This window comes from Kitasatospora sp. NPDC048545, assembly GCF_040651155.1.
In the GTDB taxonomy this organism is placed as follows: Bacteria; Actinomycetota; Actinomycetes; order Streptomycetales; family Streptomycetaceae; genus Kitasatospora.
Genome location: NZ_JBEZIQ010000027.1, coordinates 106,270 through 123,658, shown reverse-complemented (window position 1 = coordinate 123,658; position 17,389 = coordinate 106,270). Strand labels below are relative to the sequence as shown.

The following is a 17,389-nucleotide window of genomic DNA, read 5'->3' as shown; positions in this document are numbered from 1 at the left end:
CGTCGCACTCTCCCTGCCGGACGCCTCTCCCCTGGTGCTGCCCGCGTTCTCTGCGGGCCGCGCTCCCCCGCCGCACGAGCCGTGGGTGCCGGTTGCCGGGCGGGCTCACGGTACCGGGTGGCCGGTACGGCGTGATCATGCGGTTCGGCGGTCGCGGGACCGCTGGGACGGCGGGCCCCCGGGCCCGGGTGCCGTCGCACACCGGGACGTCCGGGGGCCGCCGTCTGCACGCCAATGCCACGGCGCTTCCGTCGAGGCGGAGCAGCAACGCCTCGACGGCTCCGGTCCCGGGGGCCATCACCACACATGGTCCCCGGCCGGCGCTCTTCCCCCCCGTTCCACCGGCGCGGGAATGGTGCGCCGACGGTCAGTTCCGAAGAGCAAGTCGCCACCTTCGGGCTGCGGTTGCCCGGGCGACTTGGCGTGTCTCCACCCTCACAGTGTGACGGCCGGTGAACAAGTGCAGCCCGAGTGCATGTTCGCGCAATTGCAGTTACCTGCACCGATGGGCGGGGCCGGGGTCTCGTGCGGCGGCGCGGATTCCGGTAAAGGCCGAGGCCAGCGGGGGGTGGTCGCGCCGCCCGGCGGTACCGCCGGTTGGCTGTGCACGGTCATTTCACGGGTGCGCGTTCCTGCAACGGCGGCATGGTCCTGAGCTGCACGTCTACGCGCGGTGACAATCCGCCTCCCGGGGGCGCCCCCGGGACGCCCGCGGCGGCCCCCGCCCGCCCCCGGGCTCAGCGCGCCAGCAGCCGCCCGCGCGCCAGGCCCGCCGCGGTACCGCCCGCCGCGAGCGCCCAGGCGACCGCCAGCAGCAGGAACAGCCCGGCGGCCAGCGCGGTGAAGCCCCCGAAGCCGGTGTGCCGGGAGAGCGCGGAGGCGCCGGTGACGCAGGTGCCGATCGGGAAGGTGTACGCCCACCAGGTCATCGCGAAGGGCATCCCGGCCCGGCGGGCGCGCAGGTTGGCGGCGAGCGCGACGGCCAGCCACAGCACGGCGACGCCCATCACCGCGACGCCGTACAGCTCGGCGAGGTCGAGCATGGCGGGTGCCAGCGCGGGCAGCACCGGGCGGGCGGCGTCGGCCAGCTGGTGGACGGCGGTGACGGACTGGCCGAGCGGGCCGAGCACCAGGAACAGCGAGGGGGTGAGCACCAGGGCGGGCAGCTTGCTGTGGAACAGCCCGGTGAAGACCACCGGCAGCAGCACCAGGGTGGCCGACAGCCCGATCCCGAACAGCGCACAGCAGGCGTACAGCATGGCCTGCTGCGCCGTCCCGGCCGGCAGGTGCGGGACCAGCGCCGGGCCGCAGGCGGAGGCGACCAGCGGGGCGACCACCGGCAGCAGCCAGGTGGGGTTGGCCTCCAGGGCGGAGAGCCGGTGCCGGGTGATCATCAGGTACGGGATGCCGCCGGCGACGGCCAGCGCGTACATGGTGCCGACGCCCCACAGCACGGCGTCCACGGCGACCGCCGGGCCGGTGCCGATGACCCGGGAGCCGAGCAGGAGGGTCCCGAGGCCGACCGCGAGCAGCGCCATCGGCGGGCAGCCGTAGAAGACGGCGACGGCCGGCTGCTCCAGCAGGTGGGCGCGGGCGGCCCCGCGGTGACGGGTGAGGTGGACCAGCCGGGCCGTGCCCAGCACCAGCAGGGCGGCCAGGCCGAGCGCCCACATCACCTCGCCGAAGCCGATCAGCCCGGGCAGCCGGACGGGCAGGGCGGCGGCGCCGTTGCCGATGATCGCGGTGCCCATCACAGCGGCGTACCAGTTGGGGCCGAGCTGGGAGAGGTCGTACCGGGAGCGGCGGGCGGCGGGGCGGGTGAGGGGGCGGGATTCGGCCAAGGTGGACATGCTTCCCACCATCGACCCGAAGGGCGGCCGCCGGTAGCGCCGAGGATCCTATGGGGGCATAGCCTGGATCTATGGCCCTCTCTCCGCGTGTCCCCGAACTCGGCGCCCTGGAACTGCTGCTCGCCGTGGCCCGGCTGGGCAGCGTCGGACGGGCGGCGGCCGAGCTGGGCGTCAGCCAGCCGACCGCCAGCGCCCGGATCAAGGGCATGGAGCGGCAGATCGGCGTCCCGCTGCTGGACCGCTCGCCCCGGGGCAGCCGGCCGACCGAGGCGGGCCGGCTGGTGGTGGAGTGGGCCCGGCACGTGGTGGAGGCCGCACAGGCGCTGGACGCCGGGATCGACGCGCTGCGCGAGCGCCGGGACGCCAAGCTGCGGGTGGTGGCCAGCCTGACGGTCGCCGAGTACCTGATGCCGGGCTGGCTGCTGGGGCTCTCCGAGGCCAGTCCGGGCACCGCGGTGACGCTGCGGACCGCCAACTCGGCGGAGGTCGCCGGGCACGTCCTGGCCGGGCACGCGGACCTCGGCTTCGTCGAGGGCCCGGCCACCCCGCCCGGGCTGGCCGGCGCGGTGGTGGCCGCCGACCGGCTGGTGGTCGTGGTGGCGCCCGGCCACCCGTGGGCGCGCCGCCGCACCCCGCTGACCGGGCCGGAACTGGCGGCCACCCCGCTGGTGCTGCGCGAACCCGGCTCGGGCACCCGGGAGGTCCTGGAGACGGCGCTGCGGCCGTTCGGGGGCGCCGCGCAACCGCGCCTCGAACTGGCCTCGTCCACCGCGCTGAAGGCGGCGGCGATGACCGGGGCCGGGCCGGTCTGCCTGAGCGAGCTGGCGGTGGTGGAGGAGCTGGCGACCCGGCGGCTGGTCGAGGTGCCGCTGGCGGAGGACCTGGACCTGCGGCGGCCGCTGCGGGCGGTATGGCCCGCCGGGCAGCGGCCGGGTGGGCCCGCCCGGGAGCTGCTGGTGCTGACCCAGCGGCCCGCCCCCAGGCGTTCAGCCGGAAGTCGCCCCTGAGTCCGGAAGGATTGGGCCCGGAAAAAGGTTGAGCGGAGTAGACTCAACTTATTGCATGCTGCGGATGGCAGCAGTGAAGGACGACGAGGGAGGACCCCCCAGCAGTGGACGCCAGCAAGTTCACCACCAAGACGCAGGACGCCCTGTCCGCCGCGATCCGGCAGGCGGGCGCGTCCGGCAACCCGGACGTCAAGCCGGTGCACATCCTGATCGCCCTGCTGGAGCAGCCCGAGGGCATCGCCCGGCCCCTGCTGGAGGCGGTCGGGGCGAACACCGCCCGGATCGACGCCGAGGCCCGCCGCCAGTCGGCCGGGCTGCCCAGCGCGATGGGTTCGACGGTCGCCGCGCCCCAGCTCGCCCGGGACACCCTGGCGGTGCTCACCGAGGCCGGCAAGCGCGCGGACGACCTGGACGACCAGTACGTCTCCACCGAGCACCTGATGGTCGGCCTGGCCGCCGAGGGCGGTCCGGTCGCCGAGCTGCTGGTGCAGCAGGGCGCCACGCCCAAGGCGCTGCTCGCCGCGTTCAAGGACGTCCGCGGCAGCGGCCGGGTCACCTCACCGGACCCGGCGGGCACCTACAAGGCGCTGGAGAAGTACGGCACCGACCTCACCCAGGCCGCCCGCGACGGCAAGCTCGACCCGGTGATCGGCCGGGACCAGGAGATCCGCCGGGTCGTCCAGGTGCTCTCCCGCCGGACCAAGAACAACCCGGTGCTGATCGGCGAGCCCGGCGTCGGCAAGACCGCCGTGGTCGAGGGCCTGGCCCAGCGCATCGTGGCCGGCGACGTACCGGAGTCGCTGCGCGGCAAGCGGCTGGTCGCACTGGACCTCGGCGCGATGGTCGCGGGCGCCAAGTTCCGCGGCGAGTTCGAGGAACGGCTGAAGGCCGTCCTGAACGACATCAAGGCCTCCGACGGCCGGGTCGTCACCTTCATCGACGAGCTGCACACCATGGTCGGCGCGGGCGCCGGCGGCGACTCCGCGATGGACGCGGGCAACATGCTCAAGCCGATGCTGGCCCGCGGCGAGCTGCGGATGGTCGGCGCCACCACGCTCGACGAGTACCGCGAGCGGATCGAGAAGGACCCGGCCCTGGAACGGCGCTTCCAGCAGGTACTGGTGGGCGAGCCCAGCGTGGAGGACTCGATCGCCATCCTGCGCGGCCTCAAGGGCCGGTACGAGGCGCACCACAAGGTGCAGATCTCGGACGCCGCCCTGGTCGCCGCGGCCACCCTGTCCAACCGTTACATCACCTCGCGCTTCCTGCCCGACAAGGCGATCGATCTGGTCGACGAGGCGGCCTCCCGGCTGCGGATGGAGATCGACTCCTCCCCGGTCGAGATCGACGAACTCCAGCGCGCCGTGGACCGGTTGCGGATGGAGGAGCTGGCCCTGGAGAAGGAGTCGGACCCGGCCTCGGTCGACCGGCTGGCCCGGTTGCGGCGCGACCTCGCCGACAGGAACGAGCAGTTGAGCGTGCTCACGGCGCGCTGGGAGCAGGAGAAGAAGAGCCTCAACCGGGTCGGCGAGCTCAAGGAGCGGCTGGACGACCTGCACGGCGCGCTCGAACGCGCCCAGCGCGACGGCGACTTCGAGCGCGCGTCCAAGCTGATGTACGCCGAGATCCCGGCCGCCGAGACGGAGCTCACCGAGGCCCAGGAGCGCGCGGCGGGCCAGGACGCCTCCGAGTCGATGGTCAAGGAGGAGGTCGGTCCGGACGACGTGGCCGACGTGGTCGCCTCCTGGACGGGCATCCCGGCCGGCCGCCTGCTGGAGGGCGAGAGCGCCAAACTCCTGCGCATGGAGGAGGAGTTGGGCAAGCGCCTGATCGGCCAGGCGGAGGCCGTGCGGGCCGTCTCGGACGCGGTGCGCCGCACCCGCTCCGGCATCGCCGACCCGGACCGCCCGACCGGCTCCTTCCTCTTCCTCGGCCCGACCGGTGTCGGCAAGACCGAACTCGCCAAGGCCCTGGCCGACTTCCTGTTCGACGACGAGCGGGCGATGGTCCGGATCGACATGAGCGAGTACGGCGAGAAGCACTCGGTGTCCCGCCTCGTCGGCGCCCCGCCCGGGTACGTCGGCTACGAGGAGGGCGGCCAGCTCACCGAGGCGGTCCGCCGCCGCCCGTACAGCGTCGTCCTGCTGGACGAGGTGGAGAAGGCGCACCCGGAGGTCTTCGACGTCCTGCTCCAGGTGCTGGACGACGGGCGGCTCACCGACGGCCAGGGCCGCACGGTCGACTTCCGCAACGCCATCCTGATCCTCACCTCCAACCTGGGCAGCCAGTACCTGGTCGACCCGAACATCCCGGAGGACGGGAAGAAGGCGCTGGTCCTGGAGTCCGTCCGGTCCGCGTTCAAGCCGGAGTTCCTCAACCGGCTGGACGACATCGTCGTCTTCGACCCGCTGGGCACCGGCGAGCTGAGCCGGATCGTCGACCTGCAGATCGCCCGCCTCGGCGAGCGGCTGAACGAGCGGCGGCTCACCCTGGACGTCTCCGGGGCCGCCCGCGACTGGCTGGCGCTCACCGGCTACGACCCGGCGTACGGCGCCCGCCCGCTGCGCCGGCTGGTGCAGTCCGCGATCGGCGACCAGCTGGCCCGGGCGATCCTGTCCGGCGCGGTGCACGACGGGGACACCGTCCTGGTCGAGCTGGACGAGGACGGCGACCGTCTGACCGTCCGCGGCCGGGGGCCGCTGGAGAAGTAGTGCCGCACGCGGGCCGTTCCCGACCACTCCGGGTGGTCGGGAACGGCCCGCGCCGTCGCGCTCAGTCAGCCGCACCCCTGCGCTGCCGCCGCCTCGACCGGTCCCGCCAGCTGCGTGCCAGCCGGTGCAGCTCGGCCACCTGGGCCTCCGGCAGGTTCCAGGTCTGGGTCAGCAGCCGCAGCGTCGAGACCCGCGGGCAGGACACGCCCCGCTCCAGGTCGCGGATCGACCGCACGCTCAACCCCGTCGCGTCACCCAGCCGCTCCTGCGTCATCCCCCGGTCCAGCCGGATGGTCCGCAGCAGCGCCCCGAGCGATGCACCCTCCCCCGTCACCGTTCCGTCCATGTTTGCTCCCCCCTCAACTCAGAACATCTCAACTTGCCCGTACAGGACGGACTTTGCATGAAGTGAGTTCCGTCGCACGCTAACCGCATCCGGCCCGCACGGCAGCCGAACCCGCGCGCCGGGCGCGTGACGTGGCTCACTCAAGCCCGCCCGCGCGGCCCGCACCACGGGCCCGCACCCACCCCGGACACCCTCCGTCACCGGCGTCCGCCCGAGCCCCTCCGGACACCCCCGGACGGCCCCGAACGGCCCCGGGAGGAAGATCGGCGCGCCCCCGGCTGCCCCTGTGAGCGAGGGCCCGGATGAGGCAGGATGGGAGGTGGAAAGGGCGGCCTCTCATTGCCGGCCACCACGTGCACTGAGGAAGAGGACCCCCATGAGCATCGACCCGTCGTCCATCCCGTCCTTCGGCGCGCCCCAGGGCGGCCGGCCCGGCGGCCAGGGCGGGGGGCCGGCCGGCCCGCCGCCGATCGTCGTCCCGGACCAGAGCCTGGTCACCCAGCTCCTCGACCAGATGCAGCTCAAGCACGTCGTGGACGAGGAGGGCGACCTCACCGCCCCCTGGGAGGGCTTCCGCGTCTACTACATGTTCCGCGGCGAGCAGAAGGAGCTCTTCGCGGTCCGCGCCTTCTACGACCGCGCCTACCCGCTGGAGAAGAAGGGCGAGATCCTCGACCTGATCGACGAGTGGAACCGCGAGACCCTCTGGCCCAAGGTCTACACCCACACCCACGAGGACGGCGTGGTCCGCCTGATCGGCGAGGCCCAGATGATCGTCGGCACCGGCGTCAACCTGGACTACTTCGTGACCACCACCGCCAACTGGACCCAGGCCGCGGTCGGCTTCGAGCAGTGGATCGTCGAGCGCCTGGGTCTGCAGAACGAGATCGAGGGCGAGGACGGCGAGGCCCCCGAGGGCACCGACGAGGCCTGATTCCGCCCCGGCACCGTCCGGCCACGCCCCAGCACGGCCCGACACCGTCCGGCACGGCCCGCCGCCGCGCTCACGCCGGTGGCGGGCCGTTCTTGTCCCCGGCCCCCGGCTGTCCCAGGATGGGCGCGACGACGACGCGTGAGGAGCCTTTCGCATGGGAACCAGGCCGCTGCTGAACCGCCGACTGGCCGGGATGGGCACGACGATCTTCGCCGAGATGTCCGCCCTGGCCACCGCCACCGGATCGATCAACCTCGGCCAGGGCTTCCCCGACACCGACGGGCCCGAGGAGATCCGCGAGGCCGCCGTACGGGCCCTGCGCGAGGGCCACGGCAACCAGTACCCACCCGGCCCCGGCATCCCCGAGCTGCGCACCGCGATCGCCGAGCACCAGCAGCGCTTCCACGGCCTCGCGTACGACCCGGACACCGAGGTGCTGGTCACCGCCGGCGCCACCGAGGCCATCGCCGCCACCCTGCTCGCCCTGCTGGAGCCCGGCGACGAGGTGATCGCCCTCGAACCGTTCTACGACTCCTACGCCGCCTGCATCGCGATGGCCGGCGCCGTGCGCGTCCCGCTCACCCTCCGGGCCCCGCACTTCCGCCCCGACCCGGACGAGCTGCGCGCGCTGATCACCCCGCGCACCCGGCTGCTGCTGATCAACACCCCGCACAAGCCCACCGGCACCGTCCTCACCGCCGACGAGCTCGCCGGCATCGCCGCCCTCGCCGTCGAGCACGACCTGCTGGTCGTCACCGACGAGGTCTACGAGCACCTGGTCTTCGGCGCCACCCACCACCCGATCGCCGCCCTGCCCGGCATGCGCGAGCGCACCGTCTCCATCTCCTCGGCCGGCAAGACCTTCTCCTTCACCGGCTGGAAGGTCGGCTGGGTCAAGCCCTGCTCGGCTGCCTATTCGCTGGCGACCTGAGGACGAATGCGGTGGCCCTGCCGAGATGCCAGGTCAGCCTGCGAACGCTCCCATGCCTTGGTTGAAGGCCGAGAGCGGCATCTGCTGAACCACAGGGTTCGAGGACGCCGCCAAGAGAGTCCCCCGGATCCGCCGCCCATGTTCCTCAGTCAACCCTCACTTGGATCGGCGCTGGTGTCGGTCTGCTCCAGGATGTCCGCGTCCTGAACAAGGTCCACCCGCTGGATCTCGGAAAGTGCATGCCAGCACCCGGGTCCACCGATCGCAGCCAGGAGCAACCGATTACTATCCGACAGTAATCATTTCCGGGGGGAACGCGGGCGACGGGCAACGCCCCGGGGCCGGCTACAGGGGGGAGCACATGGCGGATCCTGATCTGGCCTTGGAGTTCAAGGTCAATCCGGCCGAGCTGGACGGCTGCGGACAGAGCGCCCAGCACATAGGCGGTCTCATACCGGGCGAGACCTCGAAGATCACCGATCCGTGCAGCCAGGCCGCCTCCGGACTGCAGGGCTTCCTCACCGCCGCCGCCATCACGAACTGCGGCACGAACTGGAAGACGCTGCTGGACAAGCTCGGCGGCGACATGGGCGACGTCGGTACCAAGCTCGCCGCATCGGCCGCCTACTACCGCCAGGTCGAGAAGGACGTCCACACGAGCATGAGGAACCCGGCCGCGCCGATCCCGGACGAGCCGGACCCCTTCGGCACGACCGTCGTGCCGGGCCCCGTGAAGCCCGCCAGCGCGAAGGCGGCCGAGTAGCCCAATGGACATCAAGACCCTTCACGACGCCGACGTCATCGGCATCACCACCGCGAAGAACGCCTTCGACACCCTGGCCACCGCCTTCGGCCAGCACAAGGACAACTGGCAGAGCGAGGTCGTCGACCGGCTGAACCGCTCCCAGTGGACGGGCACCGCCGCCGGCCACGCCCAGGCCCGGATCCAGCTCCTGGAGAACGAGCTCCAGGCCGCCCAGCAGGAGATCGGCCTCGTCAGCAGGGCCCTGCAAGACGCCTACGACGGCTTCGCCGCCGCCCAGTCGCACCTGATCAGCGCCCTCGACGACGCCAAGACCCACAAACTGACCGTCGCCGCCGACGGCGGGATCACCTGGGACAAGGACCCGAACTCCGCGAACTTCGCCGGCACCGACGCCGAGAACCAGGCCAAGCAGATCCAGGCCCGGATCACCGCCGCGCTCAACGAGGCCGACCACACGGACCAGACCATCAGCGCCCGGCTCGCCCACCTCGCCACCAACGCGAGCAGCGGCACCGGCCTCGACTCCGCCACCGCGAAGACCGACCTGGACGCCGCGAACGCGCTCCAGCAGATCCCCGTCGCTGGCACCGACCCGAACAGCGTCAAGGCCTGGTGGAACGGCCTGACCGACGACCAGCAGCAGCGGATGATCCTCAACCACCCGGACCAGATCGGCAACCTCGACGGCATCCCCGCCGTCGCCCGCGACCAGGCCAACCGGACCAACCTGAAGAACCTGATCCAGGACCGCCAGCGCCAACTCGCCGACCTCGGCCCCGAGCCGAAGAAGATGCTGAGCGTCGCCGAGACCAACGGCGGGCCCGTGGAGAACCCCGACTACACGGAGTGGAAGCGCAAGCGCGACGCCCTCAAGGAGAAGCTCGCCGGCTTCCAGAACATTCAGAAGCGGCTCGACGGCAAATTCGACGATGGTGGCGGGCCGAACTCCGACCCGCCGCTGCTGTTGCTGGGCATCGGCGATCAGGGGCAGGGCCGCGCGATCCTGTCCTGGGGCGACCCGGACAAGGCCAAGAACGTCTCGTCGTTGGTGCCCGGGCTGAACAGCACTCTGGCAGGCGTCGGAGCGGGCGACGCCTCCACGGCGAAGCGCGTCTACCAGTCAGCCACGACCGCTGCGACGGCCAACGGTGACGTGCCCCCGAGCGTCGCGTCCGTGTTCTGGCTGGGGTACGACGCCCCGCAGCTGGAGGGCTCCGGCTCCTCGGTGCTCATGCAGGACCGGGCGGAGGAGGGCGGGGCCGCGTACCAGAAGTTCCTGACCGGACTCCGGGCCACTCACGAGGGGGTGCCGGCGCACATGACCGCACAGGGGCACAGCTACGGCTCCCTGGTGGTCGGGAAAGCGACCCAGCAGCCCGGTGGCCTGCCCGTCGACGACATCGTCCTGGTCGGCAGCCCGGGTGTCGGGGTGGACAAGGCGTCACAGCTCGGGGTCGGCGCGGATCACGTGTACGTCGGCACGGCCAAGTACGATCCCGTCGCGGCCGCACCGGCCCCCGGGATGTTCGTTCCCGGTTGGGCTGCGTACGAGGCGATCACGAATCCCGACGGGTTGTGGCACGGCACGGACCCGGCAAGCCAGAGCTTCGGCGCGCAGCGCTTCTCAGTGGCGGACGGGACCGTGACCGACTCCCACGACAACTACTTCGGGAAGCACGACAAGGGCGGCGACTCGCTCCCCAACATCGGGAAGATCGTGAGCGGCCACGGGAACACGATCACCCGGGAGGATCCGAGGTGAGGGCCACGGTATGGCGCATGACCGTGCCAGGGGTACTGCTGGCGCTCCTGGTCGGCTGGTACGCCTGGCCGGAGCCCGAGGAACCCACCGTGCCGGTCGAGCAGGCGCAGCACCGGATCGAGGCCGAGCTCGCCGACGTCGCGGGGGCCTTCCACCCGGGGCTCCAGTGGACCGAAGCGAGGTACTACAGCCTGGCCGACACCACTGGGTTCTGCGGTACCCAGGGATGCAAGAAGACCGGCCGCGCGGAACTGCTGGCCGAGCAATGGGGCCGGGTCCGGATCGGGCCGGGGAAGCAGAATGAGCGGCTCGACGAGGTACAGAAGCTCTGGACCGCGAAGGGGTACGCGGTTCGACGTGAGCAGCGGCTGCTGGAGGTGAAGGATTCGCAGCAGCACCTCCAGTTCCTGATGGGCGCGGACGGCTGTGCCGAGCTGCATGTCTCCGTGGTCGATGTCGCCGACTCCACCGAGCCCGACGGCTCAGGCGGATTCGCGCAGGGGCCACCGGAGTCCGTCAAGGCGGAGTGCGCGACGGTCGACGACTCCTACTGGTCACACTGATACCGCCGAGCCCGCCCAGGTCGGCTGGGAGTCGGCGCTCCGTGGGCCCAACCGGCGGGCCATACGCGCGGCTGTCTCCGGTGCCACCAGCTCCGCTCGGCGGCGGAACAGCCCCTTGACCACGAAGAATCACGAGAACTTCCCGTACGGGCCGATCTCGCGACACCCGTAGAGGCCGAAGCGGCCAGCCATACGGCTGGCCGCTTCGGCTGAGAAACGTACGCGCGTACACGTACCACTCGTTCGTGCCGCGGATCTTGGCGACCCATCCAACCGAGACGGAGCAGATGAGGCGCTGGGGCGTGATGGACACGTCTGGAAACGGGGCGGCGGGATCCGCGCTGGCAACGTCAAGGGGCACATCGAGCGCCGCTGTCGATGCGGCGGTCTGTTCGGCGGTGGCGTGCCGTGCGCACACCCCTGGGTGCTCGCCAATGCCGTACCAGGGCATCAGCTCGTTGCGGCAGCGAGTTCCTGCCTTCGTCGTGGTCGTGCACTGGTTCACACGCCTCTCCCCCAACCAGCCGTTCGACCTTGGCGGCGGTGATCCCATCTGCCCGGACCGCCGTCGGTCCGGCTGCGACACCAACTGGACTACTGCTTCAGGCGGGTTGCAGATGCTTGTCCATCACTCGCCAGTCATCAGAGGATGGCCCTGACTACGAGCCGTGAGGAGCCTTCGCATGGGAACCAGGCCGCTGCTGAACCGCCGACTGGCCGGGATGGGCACGACGATCTTCGCCGAGATGTCCGCCCTGGCCACGGCCACCGGCTCGATCAACCTCGGCCAGGGCTTCCCCGACACCGACGGGCCCGAGGAGATCCGCGAGGCCGCCGTACGGGCCCTGCGCGAGGGCCGCGGCAACCAGTACCCGCCCGGCCCCGGCATCCCCGAGCTGCGGCAGGCCATCGCCGAGCACCAGCAGCGCTTCCACGGCCTCGCGTACGACCCGGACACCGAGGTACTGGTCACCGCCGGCGCCACCGAGGCCATCGCCGCTGCCCTGCTCGCCCTGCTGGAGCCCGGCGACGAGGTGATCGCCCTCGAACCCTTCTACGACTCCTACGCCGCCTGCATCGCGATGGCCGGCGCCGTGCGCGTCCCGCTCACCCTCCGGGCCCCGCACTTCCGCCCCGACCCGGACGAGCTGCGCGCGCTGATCACCCCGCGCACCCGGCTGCTGCTGATCAACACCCCGCACAACCCCACCGGCACCGTCCTCACCGCCGACGAGCTGGCCGCCATCGCCGCCATCGCCGTCGAACACGACCTCCTGGTCGTCACCGACGAGGTCTACGAGCACCTCGTCTTCGGCGCCACCCACCACCCCATCGCCGCCCTGCCCGGCATGCGCGAACGCACCGTCGCCATTTCCTCCGCCGGCAAGACCTTCTCCTTCACCGGCTGGAAGGTCGGCTGGGTCACCGCGACCCCGGCCCTGGTCGCGGCCGTGCGCACGGCCAAGCAGTACCTCACCTACGTGAGCGCCGGCCCCTTCCAGTACGCCGTGGCCGAGGCGCTGCGGCTGCCCGACGCGTACTTCGACACCCTGCGCGCCGACCTCTCGCGCAAGCGCGACCTGCTGGTCGACGGCCTGGCGGCGGCCGGCTTCCGGGTCTTCGCCCCGGAGGGCACGTACTTCGTCACCACCGACATCACTCCGCTCGGCGAGAAGGACGGCATCGAGTTCTGCCGCGCCCTGCCCGAGCGCTGCGGCGTCGTCGCCATCCCGAACGCGGTGTTCTACGACGACGCCGACGCCGGCCGTAGCCTGATCCGCTTCACTTTCTGCAAAAGGGATGACGTCCTCCAGGAGGCCGTGTCCCGTCTGCGGCGCCTCTGAGGGCTCGCGCGCCCCCTTTCACGCCCTTCATCCGGCAGCGACCCCACCTCGAAGGCGATTCTGAGGCATCATCAACTGACCTGCCCGGCCTGATCGTTTGCCGTCACAGCCGCACTCCCGGCAGCCCGTCCGGCACTTCTCCGCTGCCCTCCCCGCCCCGTGCGCGGAGGGCGGCGGCGTGTGATGCGCGTGGAGGGCGCACAACCGGCGCGCACGGCGCGTGACCCGGTGACAGGGGCGCGCGCTGTGCAGAGTCGCACACCGGGTCGATCAGAGTCGGGGAGCAGGTGTGCTCGAAACGGTGAATGCTTGACAAAGTTGGGTAAATCACCGGCGGGCCCGGCGTATTCATGCTTCTCTGCTGCTGAATCTCCAGCCGGAATCCTTCCTTCCACGGTCGGCCGCGCCCAGGGCCGCACAGCCACGAACAGCCTCGCCATCGCCTAGGCCTACTCGGTGCTGCTCGGCGGGCGCGCACGGAGCTGAAACGCGGAGCCGAGCATGCTCACCACACTGCAGACCTCCTACACGGACACCCGCGCCGGTGACCTGGCCTGGTGCCTCGGCGGCGACCCGCTGCCCGCTCTCGCGGTCCGCGACCTGAGACTCGACGGGGGCGGTGACCCGGGCCCGACCGGCACCCTCCAGCTGCGGCTGCTGGGCGCCTCGCACCAGGTGGTGATCGACGCCGGCCCCGGCCGGTGCCTGGAGACCGTCGCCTGCCTGCCCGGCCGCCGCACCCCCCTGCCGGCCCGGGTGGCCAAGCAGGTCGGCGGCTGGGAGTACGAGTTCGCCGCCCGGATCGAGGCGCTGCCGCCGCACGACTTCGCGGCCCGCGCCCAGGAACTGCTGGCCCTGGTCGAGGGCCACCCCCGCGGCCTCGCCGGGGTCTTCCCCGGCGACCCGAGCGCCTTCACCGCACTCGTCACCCAGGGCGGCACCGACCGCCTGCTCTGGCGGACCTGGCACGCCTACCCGCAGGAGGGGCAGCTGGTGTGCACCCGCTCCTCGCTCGTGGTGTCGGGTCCGTGACCGCCGCGAGCCCGGGCGGAAGCACCGATCCGGACATACGCCACAAAGCGCAGACCTGCGAATCGTACGCAGGAACGGTTCGTCAATCCGACGTCGTCCACTGTCCGTCGGATGGGCGCAGCTATCCGTCCCGTACGTCCCCTAGCGTTTGTTCGTGATCAACCATCCGGCCAGTCCGCCCGCACGCCCGCGAGTGGACCTCGACGACGGCACCCCACCCCGGCCCGGGCACCGCCTCGCCCCACTGCCCGCCCGCCGTCGGTCCCGGCTGCGCTCCCGCCCCCGGCTCGCCCGGCTGACCGTCCTGATGGCCGCGTTCGTCTGCGCGGCCTGCGGACTGGTCTACGAGCTCGAACTGGTCGCGCTCGGCGACTACCTGCTCGGGGACACCGTCACCCAGACCTCCGTCGTGCTCTCCGTCATGGTGTTCGCGATGGGCCTCGGCTCGCTGCTCGCCAAGCGGCTCACCGGTCGGCCCGCCACCGCCTTCGCACTCGTCGAGTGCGCACTCGCCCTCACCGGCGGGCTCTCCGTCCTCGCCCTCTACTCCAGCTGGGCCTGGCTCGGCCGCTACCAGGCCGCCATGGTCGGCCTCACCTGCGTGATCGGCATCCTGATCGGCGCCGAGATCCCACTGCTGATGACCCTCGTCCAGCGGATCCGCCGCGAGGACGCCGGCCGCGCCGCGGCCGACCTGTTCGCCGCCGACTACGTGGGCGCGCTGATCGGCGGCCTCGCCTTCCCCTTCCTGATCCTGCCCGCGCTCGGCCCCGGCGACGGCGCGCTGCTCACCGGCGCCGTGAACGCCGTGGCCGGCTCCGCCGTCGTCCTCTGGCTGTTCCGGGAGGAACCCGCACCGCGGGTACGACGGCTGCTCTGGGCCGGCTGCCTGCTCGTCCTCGCCCTGCTCGCCGCCGCCGCGGCCGGCTCCGACGCGGTCGAACGCGCCGCCCGGCACGCCCTCTACGGCGACCAGGTCCGCCACGCCACCCGTAGCCGGTACCAGGAGATCGTGCTCACCGGCCCCACCGGCGGCCCGGTCCGGCTCTACCTCGACGGACGGCTCGCGGTCTGCGGGCCCGACGAGTACCGGGCCAGCGAGGGCCTGGTCCACCCGGCCATGGGCGCCGGCCCGGACACCCGCGTCCTGCTGCTCGGCGGCGGCGACGGGCTGGCCCTGCGGGAGGTGCTGCGGCACCCCGGTGTCCGCTCCGTCCGGCTGGTCGACGCCGACCCCGCGCTCCCCCGGCTCGCCCGCACCGACCCCGGGCTCGCCGCCCTCGGCGGCCACTCCCTGGACGACCGCCGGGTCCGCACCACCGCCGCCGACCCGATGGCCTGGCTGCGCGGCGTCGGCCCGGACGGGCGCACCGGTGCGGCCGCGGACGCGAGCGCCGGTGCCCCCGGCGGCGACGGACCGTACGACGTCGTGCTCGCCGACCTGCCCGCACCGGCCGACGGCGGCCCGGTCAAGTTCCACTCCCAGGAGTTCTACGGCCTCGCCGCCCGGCTGCTCTCCCCCGGCGGCCGGATCGCCGTCCGGGCCGGGAGCGACCCGGACGGCCTCTGGCGGATCGACTCCGGCCTGCGGGCGGTCGGACTGCAGACCGCGCCGTACGCCGTCCCCGGCAGCCCCGACGCCACCTGCCGCCCCGGCCCGCCGGACACCGCGCAGAACTACCTCCTGGCCGCCGCCACCCGCCCCCCGCTCACCCTCGCGCCCGACACCCCGCCGCCCCGCGCGCTCACCCCCGACACCCTCCGCGGCTCCGCCGACCGCCTCGACTCCCACCGCCCGAGCCGTCCCCCGGCCGCCCTCACCCTCCTCAGCCCCCGCTGACCCGGGACCGTCCGGCCGCGGGGCGGGGCGGGTGGGGCGGGGAAAGTCCGGTGGTGGTGGGTAGGGACCGGGCGGGCTCGGGTCGGTAGGCTCCGTGGCATGGAGCATGAGGTTGTCGTCCCGATGCCCGCCGAGCCGGTGCGGCAGGCCCTGCAGGATCCGGCGCTGCTGGCGCGGAGTGTGCCGGGGCTGAGCACCGAACCGGCGGCGGTCGGGGGCGGCCCGGCCGCGGAGATCGGCGGGCGGCTGAAGCTGCGGATCGGCGGCTCCACGATTACGTACAAGGGCGTGCTGTCGCTGATCGAGGGCCGCGAGGGCGTGCTGACCGTGCTCGCCGAGGGCGAGGAGGCCCGGGGCAGCGGCGAGGCGACCGCCACCGTCCGGGTCAGTGTCGCGGACGGCGCCGAGGACGGCACCGCGGTGATCCGCTTCACCGGCGACCTGAGCGCCACCGGCCGGCTGACCGAGTTCGACGAGGAGACCCTCGACGCCACCGGCCGCCGGCTGCTGGACCGCTTCGCGGCCGCCCTGGTCGCCCCGGAGGACGTACGGGACCGGGACGCCGAGCAGGACGACGCGCAGGACGACGACCGGGAGCAGGACCGGGAGCAGGACCGGGACGAGGACTCCGCGGCCGGCACCGCCGGGGTGGTCTTCATCGAGGACCGCCAGGACCAGCCCGGCGACGACCTCGACGACGACCTCTCCGATCTGATCGCCTTCTCCGACGCCGACGCCGAGCGCTTCGGTCTCCCCACCGGCTCCGCCGACGACGAGAACGACGCCGAGGACGCCGAGGACGAGGACGAGGACGAGGACGCGGGCCACCGGGACGACGACGGCGACGGCGCCGAGGCGGTGGACGACGTCGAGGACGGCTCCGGGGAGCACGACGCCGTCGCCGAGGAGATCCCGGTCGAGCCGCTCTTCGCGTACGAGGAGGAGCCGGTGCTCTCCGGTCCGGTGCGCCGCAGCATCGTCGGCCGGTCCGCCGAGGAGGTGGACCACGCCCCGCCGCGCGGCCCGTACGCCCCGGCGCTGCCGGCCCGCAGCGCGCGGGCCCGGGCGGCGTCCCGCTGGGGCGGCGAGGCGGGCGGGATCGTGGTGCCGGGCGCCGGCGGCCGCAACGCGGTGCCGTGGGTGATCGGCGGCTCGGTGGCGCTGCTGGGCGGTGCCGTGGTGCTGGTGAGGGCCCTGCGCCGCCGCTAGCCGGGAGCGCCGGGGACGTCGTCAGGCCCTAGACTGAACGCTCATGAGCAACGACCGCGACGCCCTGCTGGCACAGATCAAGGACAAGGCCGTCGTGCACGGCAAGGTCACCCTCTCCTCCGGCAAGGAGGCCGACTACTACGTCGACCTGCGCCGGATCACGCTGGACGGCGAGGCCGCCCCGCTGGTCGGCCGGGTGATGCTGGACGCGACCTCGCACCTGGAGTACGACGCCGTCGGCGGTCTCACCCTGGGCGCCGACCCGGTGGCCACCGCGATGCTGCACGCCGCCGCCGCGCGCGGGCAGAAGCTGGACGCCTTCGTGGTCCGCAAGGCCGGCAAGGCGCACGGTCTGCAGCGCCGGATCGAGGGCCCCGAGGTGAAGGGCCGCCGGGTGCTGGCGGTCGAGGACACCTCCACCACCGGCGGCTCGGTGCTGACCGCCGTCGAGGCGCTGCGCGAGGCGGGCGCCGAGGTGGTCGGCGTCGCGGTGATCGTGGAGCGCGGTGGCGCGGGTGCCGTCGAGGAGCAGGGCCTGGCCTACGTGACCGCGTACGACCTGGACGACCTGGGTCTCTGACCCACGGGGCCCGC

At 72.8% G+C, this 17,389-nt stretch carries 13 protein-coding genes and 1 pseudogene; 12 read left to right on the top strand and 2 right to left on the bottom strand.

Going from position 1 to position 17,389, the window contains the following annotated elements; translation table 11 throughout:
* Positions 1-737: 737 nt before the first annotated feature.
* Positions 738-1,850 carry a TDT family transporter gene (locus AB0D10_RS25000; RefSeq protein WP_360260158.1) on the bottom strand — a complete coding sequence of 371 codons (1,113 nt, stop codon included), beginning with the start codon at positions 1,848-1,850 and terminating at the stop codon, positions 738-740.
* 71 nt (positions 1,851-1,921) lie between these two features.
* On the opposite strand from AB0D10_RS25000, the gene AB0D10_RS24995 reads away from it, so the two are divergent.
* Together AB0D10_RS24995 and clpB are read left to right on the top strand one after the other, a co-directional pair.
* Positions 1,922-2,857 carry a LysR family transcriptional regulator gene (locus AB0D10_RS24995; protein WP_360260156.1) on the top strand — a complete coding sequence of 312 codons (936 nt, stop codon included), beginning with the start codon at positions 1,922-1,924 and terminating at the stop codon, positions 2,855-2,857.
* A 104-nt stretch (positions 2,858-2,961) separates the two neighbouring features.
* Complete coding sequence (clpB, locus tag AB0D10_RS24990) at positions 2,962-5,568, top strand: ATP-dependent chaperone ClpB (RefSeq protein ID WP_360260154.1); 2,607 nt, start codon at positions 2,962-2,964, stop codon at positions 5,566-5,568.
* 61 nt (positions 5,569-5,629) lie between these two features.
* On the opposite strand, the gene AB0D10_RS24985 is transcribed toward clpB, so the two are convergent.
* Positions 5,630-5,914: a helix-turn-helix transcriptional regulator gene (locus AB0D10_RS24985; protein WP_360260152.1), complete on the bottom strand. Its 285-nt coding sequence runs from the start codon at positions 5,912-5,914 to the stop codon at positions 5,630-5,632.
* A 376-nt stretch (positions 5,915-6,290) separates the two neighbouring features.
* Between AB0D10_RS24985 and AB0D10_RS24980 the strand changes: the two genes are divergently transcribed.
* The 10 genes and pseudogenes from AB0D10_RS24980 to pyrE all read left to right on the top strand — a co-directional run bounded on the left by AB0D10_RS24980 (position 6,291) and on the right by pyrE (position 17,375).
* A complete protein-coding gene (locus tag AB0D10_RS24980; RefSeq protein ID WP_360260150.1) occupies positions 6,291-6,848 on the top strand; it encodes a YbjN domain-containing protein in 558 nt (185 codons plus the stop codon).
* Between the two features lie 154 nt (positions 6,849-7,002).
* Positions 7,003-7,743 (top strand): annotated as a pseudogene (locus tag AB0D10_RS24975) (aminotransferase class I/II-fold pyridoxal phosphate-dependent enzyme); the annotation flags it as partial.
* A 397-nt stretch (positions 7,744-8,140) separates the two neighbouring features.
* Positions 8,141-8,542: a hypothetical protein gene (locus tag AB0D10_RS24970; protein WP_360260148.1), complete on the top strand. Its 402-nt coding sequence runs from the start codon at positions 8,141-8,143 to the stop codon at positions 8,540-8,542.
* 4 nt (positions 8,543-8,546) lie between these two features.
* Positions 8,547-10,307 carry an alpha/beta hydrolase gene (locus AB0D10_RS24965; RefSeq protein ID WP_360260146.1) on the top strand — a complete coding sequence of 587 codons (1,761 nt, stop codon included), beginning with the start codon at positions 8,547-8,549 and terminating at the stop codon, positions 10,305-10,307.
* 17 nt (positions 10,308-10,324) lie between these two features.
* Positions 10,325-10,870, top strand: a complete 546-nt coding sequence (locus AB0D10_RS24960; RefSeq protein ID WP_280673771.1) for a hypothetical protein — start codon at positions 10,325-10,327, stop codon at positions 10,868-10,870.
* 683 nt (positions 10,871-11,553) lie between these two features.
* Entirely contained in the window at positions 11,554-12,714 is a 1,161-nt protein-coding gene (locus tag AB0D10_RS24955) for a pyridoxal phosphate-dependent aminotransferase (RefSeq protein ID WP_360260143.1), read from the top strand.
* Between the two features lie 501 nt (positions 12,715-13,215).
* Positions 13,216-13,746 (top strand): DUF2617 family protein, encoded by a 531-nt coding sequence (locus tag AB0D10_RS24950; protein WP_360260141.1) that lies wholly within the window; start codon positions 13,216-13,218, stop codon positions 13,744-13,746.
* Positions 13,747-14,053: 307 nt separating this feature from the next.
* Positions 14,054-15,586 carry a polyamine aminopropyltransferase gene (locus AB0D10_RS24945; RefSeq protein ID WP_360260200.1) on the top strand — a complete coding sequence of 511 codons (1,533 nt, stop codon included), beginning with the start codon at positions 14,054-14,056 and terminating at the stop codon, positions 15,584-15,586.
* Positions 15,587-15,685: 99 nt separating this feature from the next.
* Positions 15,686-16,795 carry a hypothetical protein gene (locus tag AB0D10_RS24940; protein ID WP_360260139.1) on the top strand — a complete coding sequence of 370 codons (1,110 nt, stop codon included), beginning with the start codon at positions 15,686-15,688 and terminating at the stop codon, positions 16,793-16,795.
* A gap of 43 nt (positions 16,796-16,838) precedes the next feature.
* Entirely contained in the window at positions 16,839-17,375 is a 537-nt protein-coding gene (pyrE, locus tag AB0D10_RS24935) for an orotate phosphoribosyltransferase (RefSeq protein WP_360260136.1), read from the top strand.
* Positions 17,376-17,389: the final 14 nt, after the last annotated feature.

Bases quoted from the DNA above. Each gene is read 5' to 3' on its own strand.
- AB0D10_RS25000 (WP_360260158.1), bottom strand. From the start codon at position 1,850: ATGTCCACCTTGGCCGAATCCCGCCCCCTCACCCGCCCCGCCGCCCGC.
- AB0D10_RS24995 (WP_360260156.1), top strand. From the start codon at position 1,922: ATGGCCCTCTCTCCGCGTGTCCCCGAACTCGGCGCCCTGGAACTGCTG.
- AB0D10_RS24985 (WP_360260152.1), bottom strand. From the start codon at position 5,914: ATGGACGGAACGGTGACGGGGGAGGGTGCATCGCTCGGGGCGCTGCTG.
- AB0D10_RS24980 (WP_360260150.1), top strand. From the start codon at position 6,291: ATGAGCATCGACCCGTCGTCCATCCCGTCCTTCGGCGCGCCCCAGGGC.
- AB0D10_RS24970 (WP_360260148.1), top strand. From the start codon at position 8,141: ATGGCGGATCCTGATCTGGCCTTGGAGTTCAAGGTCAATCCGGCCGAG.
- AB0D10_RS24965 (WP_360260146.1), top strand. From the start codon at position 8,547: ATGGACATCAAGACCCTTCACGACGCCGACGTCATCGGCATCACCACC.
- AB0D10_RS24960 (WP_280673771.1), top strand. From the start codon at position 10,325: ATGACCGTGCCAGGGGTACTGCTGGCGCTCCTGGTCGGCTGGTACGCC.
- AB0D10_RS24955 (WP_360260143.1), top strand. From the start codon at position 11,554: ATGGGAACCAGGCCGCTGCTGAACCGCCGACTGGCCGGGATGGGCACG.
- AB0D10_RS24950 (WP_360260141.1), top strand. From the start codon at position 13,216: ATGCTCACCACACTGCAGACCTCCTACACGGACACCCGCGCCGGTGAC.
- AB0D10_RS24945 (WP_360260200.1), top strand. From the start codon at position 14,054: ATGGCCGCGTTCGTCTGCGCGGCCTGCGGACTGGTCTACGAGCTCGAA.
- AB0D10_RS24940 (WP_360260139.1), top strand. From the start codon at position 15,686: ATGGAGCATGAGGTTGTCGTCCCGATGCCCGCCGAGCCGGTGCGGCAG.
- pyrE (WP_360260136.1), top strand. From the start codon at position 16,839: ATGAGCAACGACCGCGACGCCCTGCTGGCACAGATCAAGGACAAGGCC.